Source organism: Stenotrophomonas sp. Sm2128 (assembly GCF_030985535.1).
Classification (GTDB): Bacteria; Pseudomonadota; Gammaproteobacteria; order Xanthomonadales; family Xanthomonadaceae; genus Stenotrophomonas; species Stenotrophomonas maltophilia.
Map to the genome: position 1 here is coordinate 1 of NZ_JAPTFQ010000091.1, position 17,402 is coordinate 17,402.

The 17,402-nt window shown below is 68.0% G+C and carries 15 protein-coding genes; 7 read left to right on the forward strand and 8 right to left on the reverse strand.

All coding sequences use genetic code 11. The annotated features are described in order from the left end of the window. Positions 1–107: 107 nt before the first annotated feature. Positions 108–1,811 carry a proline--tRNA ligase gene (locus tag O0K41_RS19600; RefSeq protein WP_088436266.1) on the reverse strand — a complete coding sequence of 568 codons (1,704 nt, stop codon included), beginning with the start codon at positions 1,809–1,811 and terminating at the stop codon, positions 108–110. A gap of 54 nt (positions 1,812–1,865) precedes the next feature. Next, on the reverse strand, positions 1,866–2,240 hold the full coding sequence (locus O0K41_RS19605) for a DUF4124 domain-containing protein (RefSeq protein ID WP_005408006.1): 375 nt from the start codon (positions 2,238–2,240) through the stop codon (positions 1,866–1,868). Between the two features lie 80 nt (positions 2,241–2,320). On the opposite strand from O0K41_RS19605, the gene pssA reads away from it, so the two are divergent. The 3 genes from pssA to rimI are packed head-to-tail and all read left to right on the forward strand — an operon-like array spanning position 2,321 to position 4,097. Then, positions 2,321–3,097 (forward strand): CDP-diacylglycerol--serine O-phosphatidyltransferase, encoded by a 777-nt coding sequence (pssA, locus tag O0K41_RS19610; protein ID WP_005408007.1) that lies wholly within the window; start codon positions 2,321–2,323, stop codon positions 3,095–3,097. 53 nt (positions 3,098–3,150) lie between these two features. Continuing rightward, positions 3,151–3,603, forward strand: a complete 453-nt coding sequence (locus O0K41_RS19615) for a hypothetical protein (RefSeq protein WP_171039712.1) — start codon at positions 3,151–3,153, stop codon at positions 3,601–3,603. After that, positions 3,600–4,097, forward strand: a complete 498-nt coding sequence (gene rimI, locus O0K41_RS19620; RefSeq protein WP_005412190.1) for a ribosomal protein S18-alanine N-acetyltransferase — start codon at positions 3,600–3,602, stop codon at positions 4,095–4,097. The genes O0K41_RS19615 and rimI overlap by 4 nt, the downstream gene beginning before the upstream one ends. 104 nt (positions 4,098–4,201) lie before the next feature. On the opposite strand, the gene O0K41_RS19625 is transcribed toward rimI, so the two are convergent. From O0K41_RS19625 to O0K41_RS19640, 4 genes are all read right to left on the reverse strand, one after another. After that, positions 4,202–5,023 carry an EamA family transporter gene (locus O0K41_RS19625; protein WP_088437028.1) on the reverse strand — a complete coding sequence of 274 codons (822 nt, stop codon included), beginning with the start codon at positions 5,021–5,023 and terminating at the stop codon, positions 4,202–4,204. Between the two features lie 150 nt (positions 5,024–5,173). Continuing rightward, entirely contained in the window at positions 5,174–8,002 is a 2,829-nt protein-coding gene (locus O0K41_RS19630) for a valine--tRNA ligase (protein ID WP_108270393.1), read from the reverse strand. Positions 8,003–8,074: 72 nt separating this feature from the next. After that, positions 8,075–8,500, reverse strand: coding sequence for a DNA polymerase III subunit chi (locus O0K41_RS19635; RefSeq protein ID WP_005408012.1), 426 nt, complete (start codon positions 8,498–8,500; stop codon positions 8,075–8,077). Positions 8,501–8,582: 82 nt separating this feature from the next. Then, a complete protein-coding gene (locus O0K41_RS19640) occupies positions 8,583–10,061 on the reverse strand; it encodes a leucyl aminopeptidase (RefSeq protein WP_049450010.1) in 1,479 nt (492 codons plus the stop codon). A 104-nt stretch (positions 10,062–10,165) separates the two neighbouring features. Between O0K41_RS19640 and lptF the strand changes: the two genes are divergently transcribed. After that, on the forward strand, positions 10,166–11,248 hold the full coding sequence (gene lptF / locus O0K41_RS19645) for an LPS export ABC transporter permease LptF (RefSeq protein WP_164223235.1): 1,083 nt from the start codon (positions 10,166–10,168) through the stop codon (positions 11,246–11,248). Continuing rightward, positions 11,245–12,351, forward strand: coding sequence for an LPS export ABC transporter permease LptG (lptG, locus tag O0K41_RS19650; protein WP_005408015.1), 1,107 nt, complete (start codon positions 11,245–11,247; stop codon positions 12,349–12,351). Before lptF ends, lptG begins: the two co-directional genes overlap by 4 nt. Before the next feature lie 189 nt (positions 12,352–12,540). Here lptG and O0K41_RS19655 read toward each other — a convergent pair whose 3' ends face one another. After that, on the reverse strand, positions 12,541–13,032 hold the full coding sequence (locus O0K41_RS19655; RefSeq protein ID WP_033834373.1) for an RDD family protein: 492 nt from the start codon (positions 13,030–13,032) through the stop codon (positions 12,541–12,543). Between the two features lie 56 nt (positions 13,033–13,088). On the opposite strand from O0K41_RS19655, the gene xerD reads away from it, so the two are divergent. Together xerD and O0K41_RS19665 are read left to right on the forward strand one after the other, a co-directional pair. Further along, on the forward strand, positions 13,089–14,066 hold the full coding sequence (gene xerD / locus O0K41_RS19660; protein ID WP_024958537.1) for a site-specific tyrosine recombinase XerD: 978 nt from the start codon (positions 13,089–13,091) through the stop codon (positions 14,064–14,066). Positions 14,067–14,166: 100 nt separating this feature from the next. Beyond that, the gene (locus O0K41_RS19665) at positions 14,167–14,949 is read left to right on the forward strand and encodes a DsbC family protein (protein WP_088437026.1); all 783 of its coding nucleotides are present in this window, start codon (positions 14,167–14,169) and stop codon (positions 14,947–14,949) included. Positions 14,950–15,007: 58 nt separating this feature from the next. Here O0K41_RS19665 and O0K41_RS19670 read toward each other — a convergent pair whose 3' ends face one another. Then, positions 15,008–17,107 (reverse strand): glycosyl hydrolase family 18 protein, encoded by a 2,100-nt coding sequence (locus O0K41_RS19670; protein ID WP_099606014.1) that lies wholly within the window; start codon positions 17,105–17,107, stop codon positions 15,008–15,010. Positions 17,108–17,402: the final 295 nt, after the last annotated feature.

Sequence of the window (17,402 nt, forward strand, 5' to 3'; positions counted from 1 at the left end):
GGATACCGAGACGACGCCTATTTCTTCCTCAAAATCCGTGCAGCCTTCCCCGGACTTGGGTGAAGAACCAAAAAAAAAGACCGGGGCGTGCCCCGGTCTTCTCCTGATCAGCCCTGCAGTCGCTGCAGCAGGGTGGCCTTGTCCAGGCTTTCCGCTTCGCTGGCGCGGCGCGAGCGGTACTCGTAGGTACCGGCGGCCAGGCCGCGCTCGCTCACCACCACGCGGTGCGGGATGCCGATCAGTTCCATGTCGGCGAACATCGCACCCGGGCGCAGGCCACGGTCGTCCAGCGCGGCATCGAGGCCGGCGTCGCGGAGTTCCTGCAGCAGGCTGGCAGCAGCATCGGCCACGGCGGCGTCGCCCTTCGGGTTGATCACGCACACCACCACCTGCCATGGCGCCATCGCGTCCGGCCAGATGATGCCGGCATCGTCATGGTTCTGTTCGATCGCGGCAGCCACCACGCGCGAGATACCGATGCCGTAGCAGCCCATCGCCATCACCGCCGCCTTGCCGTTCTCGTCCAGCACGGTGGCATCCAGCGCTTCGGCATATTTGCGGCCGAGCTGGAACACATGGCCGACTTCGATGCCACGGGCGATCTTCAGTTCGCCACCGTCCAGCGCGCGGTCACCGGCACGCACGTTGCGGATGTCGGCCACTTCCGGTTCCGGAAGGTCGCGGCCCCAGTTGACCCCGGCCAGGTGGAAACCGACTTCGTTGGCGCCGACGACGAAGTCGGACATCGCGGCCACTTCGCGGTCGGCGACCACGCGGATGGCCTTGGCCGGGGCGACCGGGCCGAGGAAGCCCGGCACGCTGCCCAGGTACTCGGCGATTTCAGCCTCGCTGGCAAAGCGCTGTTCGTCCAGGCCGGCAACCTTGGCCAGCTTGATTTCGTTGACCTCATGGTCGCCGCGCACCAGCACCAGCACGAACTGCTGTGCTTCGCCTTCACCGGCGATCAGCGCCACCGACTTCACCGTGCGCTGCAGCGCGATGCCGAGCAGCGCCGCGACGTCCTCGCAGGTTTTCTGGGTAGGGGTGTCGACCTTGCGCATGGCTTCACTGGCAGCCGCGCGCGGTGCCGGATCGGCGGCGATCGCCGCTTCCATGTTCGCGGCGTAGTCCGAACCGGTGGAGAACACCAGCGCGTCCTCGCCGGAATCGGCGATGACGTGGAATTCCTGCGAGGCATCGCCACCGATCGCACCGGAGTCGGCCTGCACCATGCGGAAGTCCAGGCCGAGGCGGGTGAAGATGCGGCTGTAGGCCGACTTCATGTTCTCGTATTCGCGCACCAGGCACTCATCGTGCAGGTGGAACGAATAGGCATCCTTCATCAGGAATTCGCGCGAACGCATCACGCCGAAGCGCGGGCGGATCTCGTCGCGGAACTTGGTCTGTACCTGGTAGAAATTCACCGGCAGCTGCTTGTAGCTGGACAGCTCGCTGCGCGCGAAGTCGCAGGCGGCTTCTTCGGCGGTCGGGCTGTAGCAGAACACCTGGTCCTTGCGGTCCTTGATCTTCAGCAGCTGCGGGCCGAACTTCTGCCAGCGGCCGGTCTGCTCCCACAGTTCCTTCGGCTGGATGGTCGGGATCTGGAATTCCACGGCACCGGCGCGGTCCATTTCCTCGCGCACGATGCGTTCAACCTTGCGCAGCACGCGCAGGCCCAGCGGCGACCAGGTGTACAGGCCCGATGCCAGCTTGCGGATCATGCCCGCGCGCAGCATCAGCCGGTGGCTGGTGAGCTCGGCGTCGCTGGGGGTTTCCTTGGTGGTGTGCAGGTGGAACTGGGAGAGGCGCATCGTCGGCTTCGGATAACGGCAGAGACGCCTATTCTGCCAGCCCTGCCGATACCCTCACTCCGCCGGGCAGTACGCCTTGATGGCCGCTTCAGCCAATCCCTTCTGCGCGCTGCGCTGTTCCGCGGTCAACGCGGTATCGGCCTTCCCGTCGCCATTGGTGTCCTGCATCACCTGGCCGGAGCCTTCCAGCAGGGCCAGGTTGGCACGGGCGGTGCTGCACTGCTCCGGCACCGGCGCGGCCGGGGTCTCGGCGCTGGCCGCGGCCTGCGGGGTGCGGGCCTGTTCGCGGGTCTCGAACTTCTTGCCCGCCGGCGGGGTCTCCGAATACTGGGTCACGCCATGGGCGTCCTTCCATTTATAGACCGGGCCGGCCACGGCGTTGGCACTGGCCAACAGCAGCAGGCATCCAAGGCAGGACAGGGCACGCATGGCAAACTCCGCGGAATGGGCGTAGAACGCCGATTGCAGCATTGGCGCCGAGCACTGGCAAGTCGATTAAACTGGATTCCATGGACCCGATCACACCGCCGCCGCGTTCGCGCACGATTTACCTGCTGCCCAACCTGTTCACCACCGCCGGCCTGTTCGCCGGCTTCTACGCGATCATCGCCGCGGCCAACGGGGATTTCGTCAATGCCAGCATCGCCGTGTTCGTGGCGGCGGTGATGGATGGCCTGGACGGGCGCGTGGCGCGCCTGACCGGTACCAGCAGCGAGTTCGGCGTCCAGTACGACTCGCTGGCCGACCTGGTCAGCTTCGGCATGGCCCCGGCGCTGGTGATGTACCACTGGTCCCTGTCGTGGCTGAAGTTCGATGACCCGCTGCTCGGCCGCGTCGGCTGGGCCGTGGCCTTCCTGTATGCCGCCTGCGCGGCGCTGCGCCTGGCCCGCTTCAACACCCAGGTCGCGGTGGTCGACAAGCGCTGGTTCGTCGGCCTGGCCAGCCCGGCCGCGGCCGGGCTGATGATGTCCTTCGTCTGGGCCTTCGCCGATGGCAACCTGGGCTGGGACGGCAACCAGCTGCGCTACGTGGCGCTGGCGGTGACGATCGTCGCGGCGCTGTTGATGGTCAGCCGTATCCGCTTCTGGAGCTTCAAGGGTGGCGGCGCCAAGGGCACCCGTTCCGACCGCGTGCCGTTCCTGGTGCTGGCCCTGGTGCCGGTCGCCATCGCCATCGCGGTCATTGATCTGCCGCGCGTGCTGTTCGCGGTCGGCATCCTGTACGCCTTGTCCGGCCCGGTGATGTGGGCCGTGCAGCGCCTGCGCAAGAAGCCCGAGGCCGCGTGAGCCAGGAACTGCCCGTGCTGTGGTCACCGGCCCAGCAGGCCTGGCTGCAGGCCATGGGCTACACCGTCTATCACGACGGTCAGTTGGCCGCGGAGCTGGATGCCGCGCTGCAGTTGAGCGTGGCCGAAGCCGATGCGGCTGCCGCGCCAGCGGTGGAGCAGGTGCGGGCACCAATCGCACCCGCGCGCGAGCCTCCGGTTGAAGCCACACCGGGTTCCCGCCAGGAACGCCCGGCACCTACGCGTCGCGAGACCCCCGTCACCGCACCGGACACCGCGCCCGCCGCTGCCCGCCCGCTGCCGGGTGGCAATGCGCGGCAGCCGGTGGTGCGGCTCCCGGATCGCCTGCAGATCGCATTGCTGCGTGCCTCCGGCTGTAATCCCAACGACCCTGCCACGCAGGCGCTGATGGACAGCTGGCCGCTGGACCAGCTGCGTCAGGACCCGGCCGCCAAGCGCGCGTTGTGGCCGCAGCTGCGCGCCCTGCGCAAGCGGGGCGCACCATGAGTGCGGTCAGCCAGCCCGGCCCGGTCAGCCTGCGCGCATTGCGCGAGAGCGACCTCAATGCGGTGATGGCGATTGAAGTGCGTGGGTATCCGTTCCCATGGACCCGCGGCATCTTCGTTGATTGCCTGCGTGCCGGTTATCCCGGCCTGGCGATGGAGCGCGATGGCCAGCTGATCGGCTACGGCGTGCTCAGTATTGCCGCCGATGAGGCACATGTATTGAACATCTGCATCGATCCGCTGGCGCAGTCGCGTGGGCTGGGTCGCCAACTGCTGCGCGCACTGGTGCAGCTGGCAGGCAACCGCGGTGCGCAGCGTGTGTTCCTGGAAGTGCGTCCGTCCAACACGCCGGCGCTGGCGCTGTACCACAGCGAAGGCTTCAACGAGATCGGCCGTCGTCCGCGCTACTATCCGGCCGCACAGGGACGCGAAGACGCGGTGGTGATGGCGATCGAACTGGTCGACGACGACCTGCAGACGATGCCGCCGCTGTAGTGGAGAAGGGTTGCCGGCCAGCGGCCGGCACTACCGGTGGATCTCCGCTGTCATCGACACATCACCTGCCGTGGTAGGTGCCAACCTTGGTTGGCACGCTTTTCTCACGCCAGCCGCAGTGCCAACACACCGCCGACGATCAGCGCCGCCGCCAGCCAGCGCGCACGCGGAATCCGCTCGCGCAGCACGAACACCGAGATCAGCAACGCGAAAAGGATCGACGATTCACGCAGCGCCGAGACCATCGCCACCGGCGCCTGGGTCATGGCCCACAACGCCATCGCGTAGGACGCCGTGGTGCCGACGCCACCGGCCAGTCCCAGCGGCAAGTGCTGGCGCGCATAGTCCAGCACTGCGCCGCCGCGGGTGTACAACGCCCACAGGGGTAGTGGGATGCCTGACAGCAGGAACAGCCACAGCGTATAGCTGAGCGCACTACCGGACTGGCGCGCGCCCTGCGCATCGACCAGGGTGTAGGTAGCGATCATCGCCGCGGTCAGCAGCGGCAGCCGCAGCTGGCCGCCACGTGTGCCCAGTGCCATGCACAGGATGCCGCTGCTCACCAGCACCACGCCCAGCCACGCCGCCGGGGGCAGTTGCTCGCCCAGCAGGGTGCCGGCCAGCGCAACCAGGATCGGCGCGCTGCCACGCATCAGCGGATAGGCCAGGCTCATGTCGACCTGCTGGTAGCAGCGTGCCACCAGTCCGTAGTAGGTCACCTGCAGCAGCACGGATGCAGCCAGCCAGGGCCAGCTGTGCGCGGCCGGGAACGGCAGGAAGGGCAGGGCGGCCGCCGACAGCAGCGCGGCGCTGCCGGTGACCAGCACGGTGCCGAGGAACTTGTCCGGCCCGCGTTTGACGATCGCATTCCAGCTGGCATGCAGGGCCGCAGCCGCGAGGACCAGCAGGAAGATGGAAAGAGGCATCGGGCGATGATGCCATGCCGGGGAAATGTTCCGGGTTTGGTGGGTGCCAACCTTGGTTGGCACATCGCTCAGTGCGGACCAAGGTCCGCACCCACCAGACCGGGGCAGGGCAGGTGCCAACCCTGGTTGGCACGCACCAGAGCGCGGCGCTTACAGCTTCGCGCGCTGCTCGCGCAGGCCGGCCAGCTGGGTGTTCCAGTCGGCCAGTCGCACGCGCTCCTGCTCGACCACGGCCGGCGGCACCTTGTCGGTGAACTTGGCCAGCTTGGTCTCGCTCTTTTCCTTCTCCGCTTCGACGCGGGCGATTTCCTTGTCCAGTCGCACGCGCTCTGCATCGAGATCGACCAGGCCTTCCAGCGGCACCAGCAGCTTCAGCTCGCCCACGATCGCGGCGGCGGCCGGCGGTGCGCTTTCGCCTTCGGCCAGCCACTGGATGCTGTCCAGCTTCAGCAGGAACGACAGCGAGGCGCTGAAGCGTTCGATGCGCATGCGGTCCTGCTCCAGCCCGGCCTGCAGGCGCAGCGGCACCAGCTTGGACGGCGCGACGTTCAGCTCACTGCGCACGCGGCGCACGGCACTGATCACCGCCTTCAGCCATTCCACGTCGGCCTCGGCCTGGGCGAAATCGCCTTCGAACTCGGCGGCGGTCGGGTACGGGCGCAGCGACAGCGTGGTTTCGGCCAGGCCCAGGCGCGGGGCCAGCTGCTGCCACAGCTGTTCGGTGATGAACGGCGTGAGCGGGTGCAGCAGGCGCAGCAGCGCTTCCAGCACGTACAGCAGGGTGTGGCGGGTGCTTTCGGCGTCGGCGGCGTCTGCACCGTTCAGTGCCGGCTTGCTCAGTTCCAGGAACCAGTCGCAGAACGCGTTCCAGGCGAACTCGTACAGGCACTGCGCCAGCAGGTCGAAGCGGTAGGCGGCGAAATGGCCCTGCGCTTCGGCGGTGGTGGCGGCCAGGCGCGCGAGGATCCAGCGCTCGGCATCGGTACGCGGCCTGGGAACGCCGGTGAACGCCGCGCCCTCGGTGTTCATCAGCGCGAAGCGGCTGGCATTCCACAGCTTGTTGCAGAAGTTCTTGTAGCCCTCGGCGCGGTTCATGTCGAACTTGATGTCGCGGCCGTGGGTGGCCAGTGCCGCGATGGTGAAGCGCAGCGCATCGGCACCGTGGGCGGCGATGCCGTCCGGGAATTCCTTGCGGGTGGCCTTCTCGATCTTCTCCACCATCTTCGGCTGCATCAGGCCGCCGGTGCGCTTGGCGACCAGGTCGTCGATGGTGATGCCGTCGATGATGTCCAGCGGGTCGAGCACGTTGCCCTTGCTCTTGGACATCTTCTGGCCCTGCCCGTCACGGATCAGGCCGGTGAAGTAGACGTCCTTGAACGGGATCTTCCCGACCAGGTTGTCGGTGGCCATGATCATGCGCGCCACCCAGAAGAAGATGATGTCGAAGCCGGTGATCAGCACCGACGACGGCAGGTAGCGGTCGAAGCCGCGCTCGGCCATGACCTGCTCGTTGGGCCAGCCCAGGGTGGAGAACGGCCACAGCTGCGAGGAGAACCAGGTCTCCAGCACGTCGCTTTCCTGGTTCAGCACCACCTCGCTGCCCAGGTTGTGCTTCGCCCGCACTTCCTCTTCGCTGCGACCGACGTAGCAGCTGCCGGTGGCTTCGTCGAACCACGCCGGAATGCGGTGGCCCCACCACAGCTGGCGGCTGATGCACCAGTCCTGGATGTTGTTCATCCAGTGGCGGTAGGTGTTGATCCAGTTCGGCGGCACGAAGGAAATGCTTCCGTCCTCGACCAGTTCCAGGCCGCGCTTGGCCAGGTCGTCCATCTTCACGAACCACTGGTCGGTCAGGTACGGCTCGATCACCTGGCCGGTGCGGTCACCGCGCGGCACCTGCAGCTTGTGCGCCTTGGTCTCGACCAGGATGCCCAGGTCTTCCAGTTCGGCCAGCACGGCCTTGCGCGCGGCGTAGCGGTCCAGACCCTGGAAACGCTCCGGCGCGTTTTCGTTCAGCGCTGCCACCGGGGTGAACAGGTTGATCATCGGCAGGCTGTGGCGCACGCCCACTTCGTAGTCGTTGAAATCATGCGCTGGGGTGACCTTGACCACGCCGGTGCCGAACGCGCGGTCCACGTAGTCGTCGGCGATCACCGGCACGCGGCGGCCGGTCAGCGGCAGCACCACGCTCTTGCCGATCAGGTGCGCGTAGCGCTCGTCTTCCGGGTGCACCATCACCGCCGTATCGCCCAGCAGGGTTTCCGGGCGGGTGGTGGCGACCACCAGGTAGTCGCGGGTTTCGCGCAGGGTTTCCACGCCGTCGGCATCGCGCTCGACGTGTTCGTAGCTCAGGCCCTCATCCAGCGTGTAGGCGATCGACCACAGGAAGCCGTCTTCCTCGGCGCTCTCCACTTCCAGGTCGGAAATGGCGGTCTTCAGCACCGGGTCCCAGTTGACCAGGCGCTGGCCGCGGTAGATCAGGCCCTGCTCGTACCAGCGCACGAAGGCTTCGTTGACCGCCGCCGACGGCTGCGGGTCCATGGTGAAGGTGCTGCGCGACCAGTCGGCGGAGGTGCCGAGGCGGCGCATCTGGCGCTCGATGGTATCGCCGGACTGCTGCTTCCACTCCCAGACCTTGCCGATGAAGCCTTCGCGGCCCAGCGAATCACGGGTCTCACCCTTGCCTTCCAGCGCCAGGTTGCGGCTGACCACCATTTCGGTGGCGATGCCGGCGTGGTCGGTACCGACCTGCCACAGCGTGTCGTAGCCGCGCATGCGGTGGTAGCGCACCAGCGCGTCCATCAGGGTCTGCTGGAACGCATGGCCCATGTGCAGCGTGCCGGTCACATTCGGCGGCGGCAGCAGGATGGTGTACGGCTCGCCCTTGCCGGACGGCTTGAAGTGGCCGGCCTTCTCCCAGGCCTCGTAGAGGTCGGTCTCGAAGGACTTCGGGTCGTAGCTGGAGGCGAGTTGGGTCATGCGGGGGAACCAGGAGGTAATCGTTGAAGGATCAGGGCGCGGCGGCGGCCCATCAAGGGGGCCGGGGCGCGCTTACATGTCGTGCTTGTTCAGCTCGTAACCGGCGGCCTTGTACTGGCGCCAGCGTTCGCGCAGCGGTTCGCGCGCTTCCGGATCGGCCGGGACCACTTCCAGCACGCGTTCGCACTGGCCCAGCCAGGGTTCATCGCGCAGGTTGATCACCAGCGGGCGTGCCGGCGCGTCGGTGCCGGGTACGGCGATCAGCACCAGGGCCTCTTCCTCGTCCATGTCTTCGCCGGCGATCTGGTGCGGGATGTAGGCATCGTTGTCGAACGCCCACAGCAGCTCGTCCAGCTCCTCGGCCTGGGCCTGGTCGCGGGCCAGCACCAGGGTGAACAACCCGGCGTCGTTGGCCTTGCGCGCCAGTTCGCAGACCAGGCGCAGCGGCTCGGTCAGGAAGCGGGGCTTGGCGATCAGGTAGAAGTCGGCGCGGGGCATGGCAGGATCCGGGTCAGGCAGGGGCCCGGCGGTGCCGGGCGAGGCCCTGGCCAGCGGGGGCCGGCCAGGGTCGGGTACGGCATCAGGCGCGGGCGGCCTGGTCCAGCAGCCACTGGCTCAGCAGGCCGACCGGGCGGCCGGTGGCCATGCCACGCTTGCCTTCATCGCTGGCCACGCCGGCGATGTCCAGATGGGCCCAGCGCTGGCCTTCGGTGAAGCGCGACAGGAAGCAGCCCGCGGTGATCGCGCCGGCCCAGCGGCCGCCGATGTTGTAGACGTCGGCGAAGGTCGAATCCAGCATCGGCTGGTACTCGTCCCACAACGGCAGGCGCCAGGCGCGGTCGAACACATGCTCGCCGGCGGCCAGCAGTTCATTGGCCAGGTCGTCGTGCTTGCTCATCAGGCCGGCGGTCTGGTGGCCCAGGGCGACCATGCAGGCACCGGTCAGGGTGGCGACGTCGACCAGCGCGGCCGGTTCGAAGCGCTGCGCATAGGTCAGCGCATCGCACAGGATCAGGCGGCCTTCGGCGTCGGTGTTGCCCACTTCGATGGTCTTGCCCGACATCGAGGTGATCACGTCGGACGGGCGGTAGGCGTTGCCGTCGATGGCGTTTTCCACCGCCGGCACCACCACCACCAGGTTCAGCGGCAGCTTGGCCTTGACCGCGGCGACGAAGGTGCCGATGACGTTGGCGCCACCGCACATGTCGTACTTCATCTCTTCGATGCCGCCCTGGGTCTTCAGGTTGACGCCACCGGTATCGAAGGTGATGCCCTTGCCGACCAGCACGTACGGCTTGGCGTCGCCGCCGCCGGTCCACTTCAGCACCACCAGGCGCGGGCGGTTGGCCGAACCACGGGCCACGGCCAGCAGCGAACCCATGCCCAGCGCTTCCATCTGGTGCTCATCGAGAATCTCGGCCTCGGCACCGTCATGCTCACCGGCGAACTTCACGCCCACCTCGGCCAGGTAGGCCGGGGTGCAGTAGTTCGGCGGCAGGTTGCCCAGCTCGCGGGCGAACTCGACACCGGCGGCGATGGCCTGGCCCTGGGCCAGGGCCTGGGCGTCGTCACCGGCGATGGCCAGCTGGGCCAGGCCGGCGTCGTCGGCCTTCTTCTTGCCCAGAGTGGCGGTGTAGCGGTAGGCAGCGTGATCGGCGGCGATCACCGCCTGGCGGATCGCCCAGGCCGCGTCGCGGTCCTTGATGGCCACTTCGGACAGGGTGAACAGTGCGCTGCGGGTAGCGCCCGCCTTCAGCGCGCGCACCGCGTCGCCAACGGCCTTCAGGTACTGCGGCACACCGAAGCGGGCGGCGTCACCGAGACCGACCACCAGCACGCGCGGGGCGGACACGCCCGGCAGGTCGTGCAGCAGGGTGGTGGCGCCGGTCTTGCCGGACAGGTCGCCGCGCTGGGCCAGCGAGGCCAGGCGGCCGCCGCTGGCGGCGTCCAGGGCCTGTGCGGCGGGGGGCAGGGTATGGTCGGCATACGCGCCGACCACCAGGCAATCAACGGCGGCGGCGGCCGGAGCAACGTGGTTCAGGGTGAATTCGAGGGCCATTGAGCAGATTCCATTGGCGAGTCCGTACAATCGCAGGCCGTTTACGCCCAGACAGTAGACTGGGCGGCACCGCGAACGAACCCCAGAGTTTAAACCACCGCCCCATGCTGAAGCTCGACCGATACCTGCTGGGCGATTTCGTCCAGAGTTTCCTGGCTACCCTGATCGTCCTGCTGGTGGTCAGCGTGGGCGGCGTGCTGGTGGACATCCTCGGCAACATCGCCGACGGGCGCCTGCCGGCCAAGCTGCTGTTCTCCCAGCTGGGCCTGCAGTTCATCGCCTACCTGCCACTGATCCTGCCGCTGGCGTTGATGCTGGGCCTGCTGCTGGCGGTGGCCCGTCTCTACCGCGACTCGGAAATGGCCGTCATCACTGCCATTGGCGTGGGCCCCAAACGCCTGCTGCGGCCGCTGCTGATGCTGGTGGTGCCGGTAGTGGCGCTGGTCGGCGCCTGCTCCTTGTGGCTGGGCCCGTGGGCCGGCCGGGTGGCCGAGCAGATGATCATCGAGGCCAATCGAAGCGTGCTGATGGCGGGCCTGGAGCCGGGCCGCTTCACCCAGCTGCCCAATGGTGGCGTGGTCTACCTGTCCTCGATCTCGCCCGATGGTACCCAGCTGGGCCGGGTCTTCCTGCAGCGGCAGAAGGACGATCGCCTGGAAGTGGTGTCCGCCGCAGGGGGGCGCATGTTCTTCGAAGGCGCCCTCCAGCGCTTCCTGGAGCTGGATGATGGCCACCAGGTGGAAGGACCGGTGGCCGGGGGGCTGGATTACCGCCTGGCCACCTTCGCCCGCAACGATGTGGCCCTGCCCGACGGTGCGCAGACCCGTACCGGCGATGATCCGGAACTGATGCCGACCACGCAGCTGTTCGGCGATGACCGGCCCGAGGCGCAGGCACAGCTGCATCGCCGCCTTGCCCCGCCGTTGATCGCACTGGCGTTTGCGCTGCTGACCGTGCCGCTGGGCCGCAGCTCGCCGCGCCAGCAGCGCTACGGGCGGATGATGCTGGCGCTGATGGCCTACATGGTCGGCACCAACCTGATGTTCATCGGCAGTGGCTGGATCGCCAACGGCAAGATTCCGCCTGCGCTTGGCCTGTGGTGGCTGACCCTGCCGCTGCTGGCGCTGACGATCTGGATGTATGCACGTGATGGCCGCCTGGGCCGCCCGAAGGGAGCCCGCGCATGAGACTGCGCCCGATGCGTTTCGACCTGTATCTCGGCCAGTCGGTGTTCACCACGGTGCTGCTGACCTGGGCCGTACTGGTGGGCCTGGACGTGGTGATGGCGTTTTCCGGCGAGTTCAAGGACATCGGCAAGAACGGCTACACCCTGGGGCATGCGGCCGCCTGGGTGCTGTATACGGTGCCACGCCGTGCCTACACCATGTTCCCCACGGCTGCGGTGATCGGTGCGCTGATGGGCCTGGGCCAGCTGGCCGCGACCTCCGAGCTGACCGCGCTGCGTGCGCTGGGCCTGTCGCGCAAGCGCCTGAGCGTATCGGTGGCCATCGCCCTGTCGTTGCTTACCGCAGTGATGGTGCTCAGCGCCGAGACGCTGGGCCCCTGGGGCCAGGACCGTGCCGATGCGCTGAAGTCCAGTGCCAAATGGGGGCGGGACATCTCCACCACCCGCTATTCCGGCCTGTGGGCGCGCGAGGGCGATACCTTCCTCAGCGCCGCCGGTGGCGAAGAGCAGCTGGTGGGCGACAAGGGCACGCGGCTGATCCTGCGTGACGTGCGCCTGTATCGCATCGCCGAGGATGGTCGGATCGCCTCGCTGACCCATGCGGACACGGCCGAGCATGACCGTGACGGCTGGGTGCTGACCGGCGTGCGCCGCGATACCTTCGGTGAACGTTCGGCCACGCGCGAGGAAGTGGCGCGCGAGCCGTGGAACTCCAAGCTGGACGCCGGCGCGCTGGCCACCGGCATCGCCAAGCCGCGCAACCTCAGTGTGGCCGAGCTGCGTACCAGCATCGAATACCGCGAGCGCAACGGTCTGGACGCGCGCGACTACGAGGATGTGTACTGGAGCCGCTGGTTCTACCCGGTGAACGTGCTGGCGCTGTGCCTGGCGGCGGTGCCGTTCGCGTTCGGCTCGCTGCGCAGTGGTGGCATGGGCAAGCGCCTGTTCCTCGGCATCCTGTTCGCGCTGGGCTTCTGGCTGCTGCAACTGTTCTTCGGCCGCATGGCCGGCGCGTTGAAGTTCGATTACCGCATTGCCTATGCGTTGCCGCCGATCGTGATGCTGGCGATATCGGGATTGCTGTTCCGGCGCAAGTCGGGCTGATCCTCGTTGTTGTAGAGCCGAAGGTAGCGGCAGGAGCCGCTGCCAACGTCGCTGGCGACGGCCTGAAAGGTGCCGGCCAGGACGGCAGGCATAGCCCACGCTCGGCTGCTTTGCGCGCACCGCCCGCCAACCGAGCATCGGCTCGACTCTGCACAAGCGCCGCGCAGGATCGGATTGAAAGGTGATGCGTTACCGCTTCGGCATGCGCAGCAGGCGGGTGCCGCTGGCGCGGTCGTGCCAGGTCAGCCGCTGGCGGTCAGCCCATGCCCACCAGAATCCCAGGCCGCCCAGCAGCAGCGACAGCGTGCCCACCACGAAGCGCAGCCAAAGCTGCGTGCGTCGCAGGGGCGCGCCATCACTTGATTCCAGCTTCAAGCGCCACGGCCGCATGCCCAGCGTCTGCCCGCCGCGGCGCCAGCTGGCCGTGGCATACCACCCGGTGACCAGCCAGCACACCGCCCACAGCAGCCACTGCCAGGCGCTGAACGGTGCGATGTTCTCGCGCTGGGCGTGGCCGCTGAAGGTGTAGGCAAGGGTGAACAGGGTGCCGGCCAACATCCACAGCGCCAGCACCGGCAGCGCGTCGTAGACCATCGCCAGCACGCGCCACAGCAGCAATGCACGCGGGCGGGGCAGCTCGGTAGTGGCCGCAGGGGCCGTATCAATGGCGGGGCGGGACATGCGCCGAGCATACGCAATGCTGGCCGCATCCGCAGTGGCCCTCGTATCCTGCACGCATGGCCCTTGTTTCCACCCCCGCCGAACGCCGCCAGCTGGTCCAGCAACTGCCCGAACTGCGCGCCGACGACAGCATGCGCATCCAGCGCTTCCTCGATGCGATCTGGGCCGAGAACGGTCTGGCCCGCGCCACCCTCGACAGCTACCGGCGCGACCTGGAAGGGCTGGCGCGCTGGATGGATGGGCGCGATGGTGGCCTGGCCGGCATCGAGCGCCCGGGGTTGTTCGACTACCTGGCCTGGCGCACCCGTCATGGCTGGTCGCCGCGCAGCAATGCGCGGTTGCTGTCGGCGCTGCGGGCGTTCTTCGCCGATGGCGTGCGCCGTGGCGAGCGCGGCGAGGACCCCAGCGCGCTGCTGGATCCGCCCAAGCTGCCACGATTGCTGCCCAAGGCGCTGGCCGAAAGCCAGATCGACGCGCTGTTGGCAGCGCCGGATATCGACAGCCCGCTGGGCCTGCGCGACCGCGCCATGCTGGAGTTGATGTACGCCGCCGGCCTACGCGTGAGCGAGCTGGTGCTGCTGCCGGCCACCGCGGTCAACCTGCGCCAGGGCGTGCTGAGGGTCACCGGCAAGGGCAGCAAGGAACGGCTGGTGCCGCTGGGTGAGGAATCGCAGCACTGGCTGGAGCGCTATCTACAGGCATCGCGCCCGCTGCTGGTCGGCAAGGGCAAGGTGCAGGCGCTGGCCGATGGGCAGACCCCATTGTTTGTCGAGCCGACGCTGCATGCGCTGACCCGGCAGGCGTTCTGGCACCTGGTCAAACGCCACGCGCAGGTGGCCGGCATCGACCCGGCGCGGATCAGCCCGCACGGCCTGCGCCACAGCTTCGCCACCCATCTGCTCAACCGCGGTGCCGACCTGCGCGCGCTGCAGATGCTGCTTGGCCACAGCTCGTTGTCGACCACCCAGATCTACACCCTGGTGGCGCGCGAGCACCTGCAGAAACTGCACGCCCGGCATCATCCGCGCGGCTGAGCCGTGTCCTGAACCCCGGCCCCGGGCGGTGCGCGGCGTCGCGGCCCGGTGCCGGTGGCTGTGTCAGAATCCGGGGTCTTCTTCTGTCGCGGACTGCTCCATGCTCCGATTTGCCATCGCCGCCGTGTTCGGTGCGCTCAGCCTGACTGCCTGCGCCCAGCCGGCCCCGCCAGCCGCCAAGGCGCCTGCCGCCGCTGCCAAGCCCGGCCCGGCCGCCAACGCGCCTGCCGACCAGGCCGTGCGCGCCGCGTTGACTGCCCTGAACCCCGGTTTCAAGGTGGACTACATCGGTGCCGCGCCGTTCCCCGGCTTCCGCGAGGTGGTCGTTTCCGGCCAGCTGCTGTACGTATCCGACGACGGTCGCTACCTGTTCCAGTCGCAGCCTTACGACACCCGTGCCAAGGGCCCGGCCAACAGCGAAGGCCTGCTCGGCTATCGTCGCGATCTGCTGGCCAAGGCCAACCACGGCGACCGCATCGTGTTTGCTGCGCCGAATGCCAAGTACACCATCAGCGTGTTCACCGACATCGAGTGCGGCTATTGCCGCAAGCTGCACCAGGACATCGCCGAGCTCAACCGCAACGGTATCTCCGTCGAGTATCTGGCATTCCCGCGCATGGGCCTCGGCAGCAAGGACTACTCCGACATGATCTCGGTCTGGTGTGCGGCCGATCGCCGCCAGGCACTGACCAACGCCAAGCGCGGTGGCAACGTGCCGGCAAAGAACTGCACCAACCCGGTGGCGATGCAGTACGCACTGGGCCAGCAGCTGGGCGTGAACGGCACGCCGGCGATCTTCGCGCCGGACGGCACCCAGCTGGGGGGCTACCTGCCGCCGGCGCAGCTGCGCGCGGCGCTGGAAAAACTGTCGGCCAAGCGCTGATCGTCGCCGACCTTTTCCTGTAGAGCCGGGGATGCGTGTCGCATCCCCGGCTTTTTTCTTACTTCAGGCCATCACTGACCGCCTTGGTCAGCGTGCCCTGTGCATCGTCACCACTGAACTCCCAGACGAACGCGCCGCCCAGGCCCTGGGTCTTCACGTAACCCATCTTGCGGGTGATGTTGGCCGGGGTGTCGAAGCTCCACAGCGTGCTGCCGTTGTAGATCCAGGTGGCACCTGCGGTGTTGTCGGTGTAGCCCGGCCACGCCAGGTTCTTCAGCACCTTCCAGTCTTCGATGCCGGCCTCGTAGGTACCCGGGGCAGCGCCGGTCGCGGTCTGGTACAGGCCGTTGTTGGCGTTGGCCACACCGGTCCAGCCACGCCCGTAGTAGCCGATGCCCAGGTTGAGCTTGGCGGCAGGCACGCCACGGCTGATGAAGGCCTCGATGGCGTCGTTGCTGTTGTACAGCTTCTGGTCGCCGGTGGACGGATCACTCGGCGAATCAAACAGCGCCGACTGGTGATTGGTCTTCGCATCCCACGCGCCGTGGAAGTCGTAGGTCATCACGTTGATGTAGTCCAGGTACGGGTGGTACGCGGCCGGGTCGGTGACGCGGATCTTGTCGATGCCGGCACCCACCGCCACCGTCAGCAGCAGGCCCGGACGCACTGCATCGAGCTGGCGGCGGAACTCGGCCATCAGCGCGGTGAAGTTGGCGTTGTCTTCCGGCTTGCCGCATTCGATGCCGCACGCCACCGGGTATTCCCAGTCGATGTCGATGCCGTCGAACACGCCCAGCGCGGCACCGGCACCACCGGCACCGTCGGTTACCGGCAGGTTGCCCTTGATGTAGGCATCGATGCACGAGGCGACGAAGGCCTGGCGGTTTTCCGGGCGCGCCGCGCTGGAGAAGCCGCGCGACCAGGTCCAGCCACCCAGCGAGATCAGCACCTTCATGCCGGGGTACTTGGCCTTGAGCTGCTTGAGCTGGTTCCAGTTGCCGCGCAGCGGCTGGTCCCAGGTATCGGCGCTGCCGCTGACACTCTCGGCGGCACTGAAGGCCTTGGTGTAGTCGGCGAAGGCATCACCACCGGCACCGCTGTTCGGATCCGACGGCTGGGTGACGCCCACTTCGCAGCGGTTGTTGCGCACGTTGCCGAACGCGTAGTTGATGTGGGTCAGGCGCGCGGCCGAACCGCTGCTGTCGATGTTCTTGACCCGGTAGTTGCGGCCGTAGATGCCCCACTGGGTGAAGTAGCCGATGACCCGCTTGCCGGTAGTGCCGCCGTCGCCGGCCAGCGTGGTGGCGCTGATCTCGGTGCCCTGGGCGGACGCGTTGCCGGCGTTGTCGCGGGCACGCACACGGTAGCGGTAGGTGGTCGATGCAGTCAGGCCGCCATCGACGTAGCTGGCACTGGATGGTGAACCGACCAGGCTGCCGTTGCGGTACACGTCATAGCCGGCCACGCCGCTGCCACCGGTGTTGTCGGTGGACGGGCTCCAGCTGAGCGCGATGCTGTTGGCGGTACGCGTGCCGACCGCCAGTCCGCCCGGCACGCTCGGTGCGGTGGTATCGCCACCGGCGGCGTTGACGGTGATGGTGATGGTCGCGGTGCTGCTGGTGGCGTTGTTGTTGTCGGTGGCTACCGCGCGCAGGGTGTGGCTGCCGGCGCTGGCATTGGTCCAGCTGGCCGCATACGGCGCACTGGTGGCCACGCCCAGCGTGCTGCCATCGCGGAAGAACTCGACCTTGGCGACGCTGCCGTCCGGATCACTGGCGGTGGCGGTCACGTTGACCGTGCTGCCGGCGCTGAAGGTGGCGCCGTTGGCCGGCGAGGTCAGGCTGACCACCGGCGGCTGGTTGGCGCCGCTGCCATCGCAGGCACCGAGGTTGGTGTAGTAGGGCGCACCGGCCGGATGGTCTGGCGGCGCGTTCCAGATGTCCTGGTTCGCCCGATAGAGGACGCCTCCTTTCTGCAGGGTATCGCCGGCCCGGTAGATCTTGGCCTGGTCCCACTGGGCCACGCCGGCACAGCTGGCGGCCTGCGCCAGGCCGGGCAGGGCAGCGGCACCGGCGGCCACGGCGAGCAGCCAGGCCAGGCGGCGGGGACGACAGCTTCGGGTCGCACGTTCGGCACTGCGCACAATCGGGTCGTACATGGGTAAGTCTCCGATCAAAGGGCGCGCGGGCCCCGATGGCGCCGCGCGTGACGCAGGTCCGGGCGTCGCCCGGGAAGGCGACGGGTGGGGCCGGACGGAGGTACCTGGGAGGCCGGGGAGAGAGTCCGGCACCAGGTGGGGACAACGTTGTCATCAATCGCGTGGTCAATCCGTGAGCAAGCGCATGGTTCCGGGATTCGGATGGAGAGCGGCGCTGCGCGCGGTCGGCGGCCATCGGCGGAGCCCCCTCGTGGCTGGGGTGGGTCGCTTACAGCGGATTTCTGGGGGTTGGGCC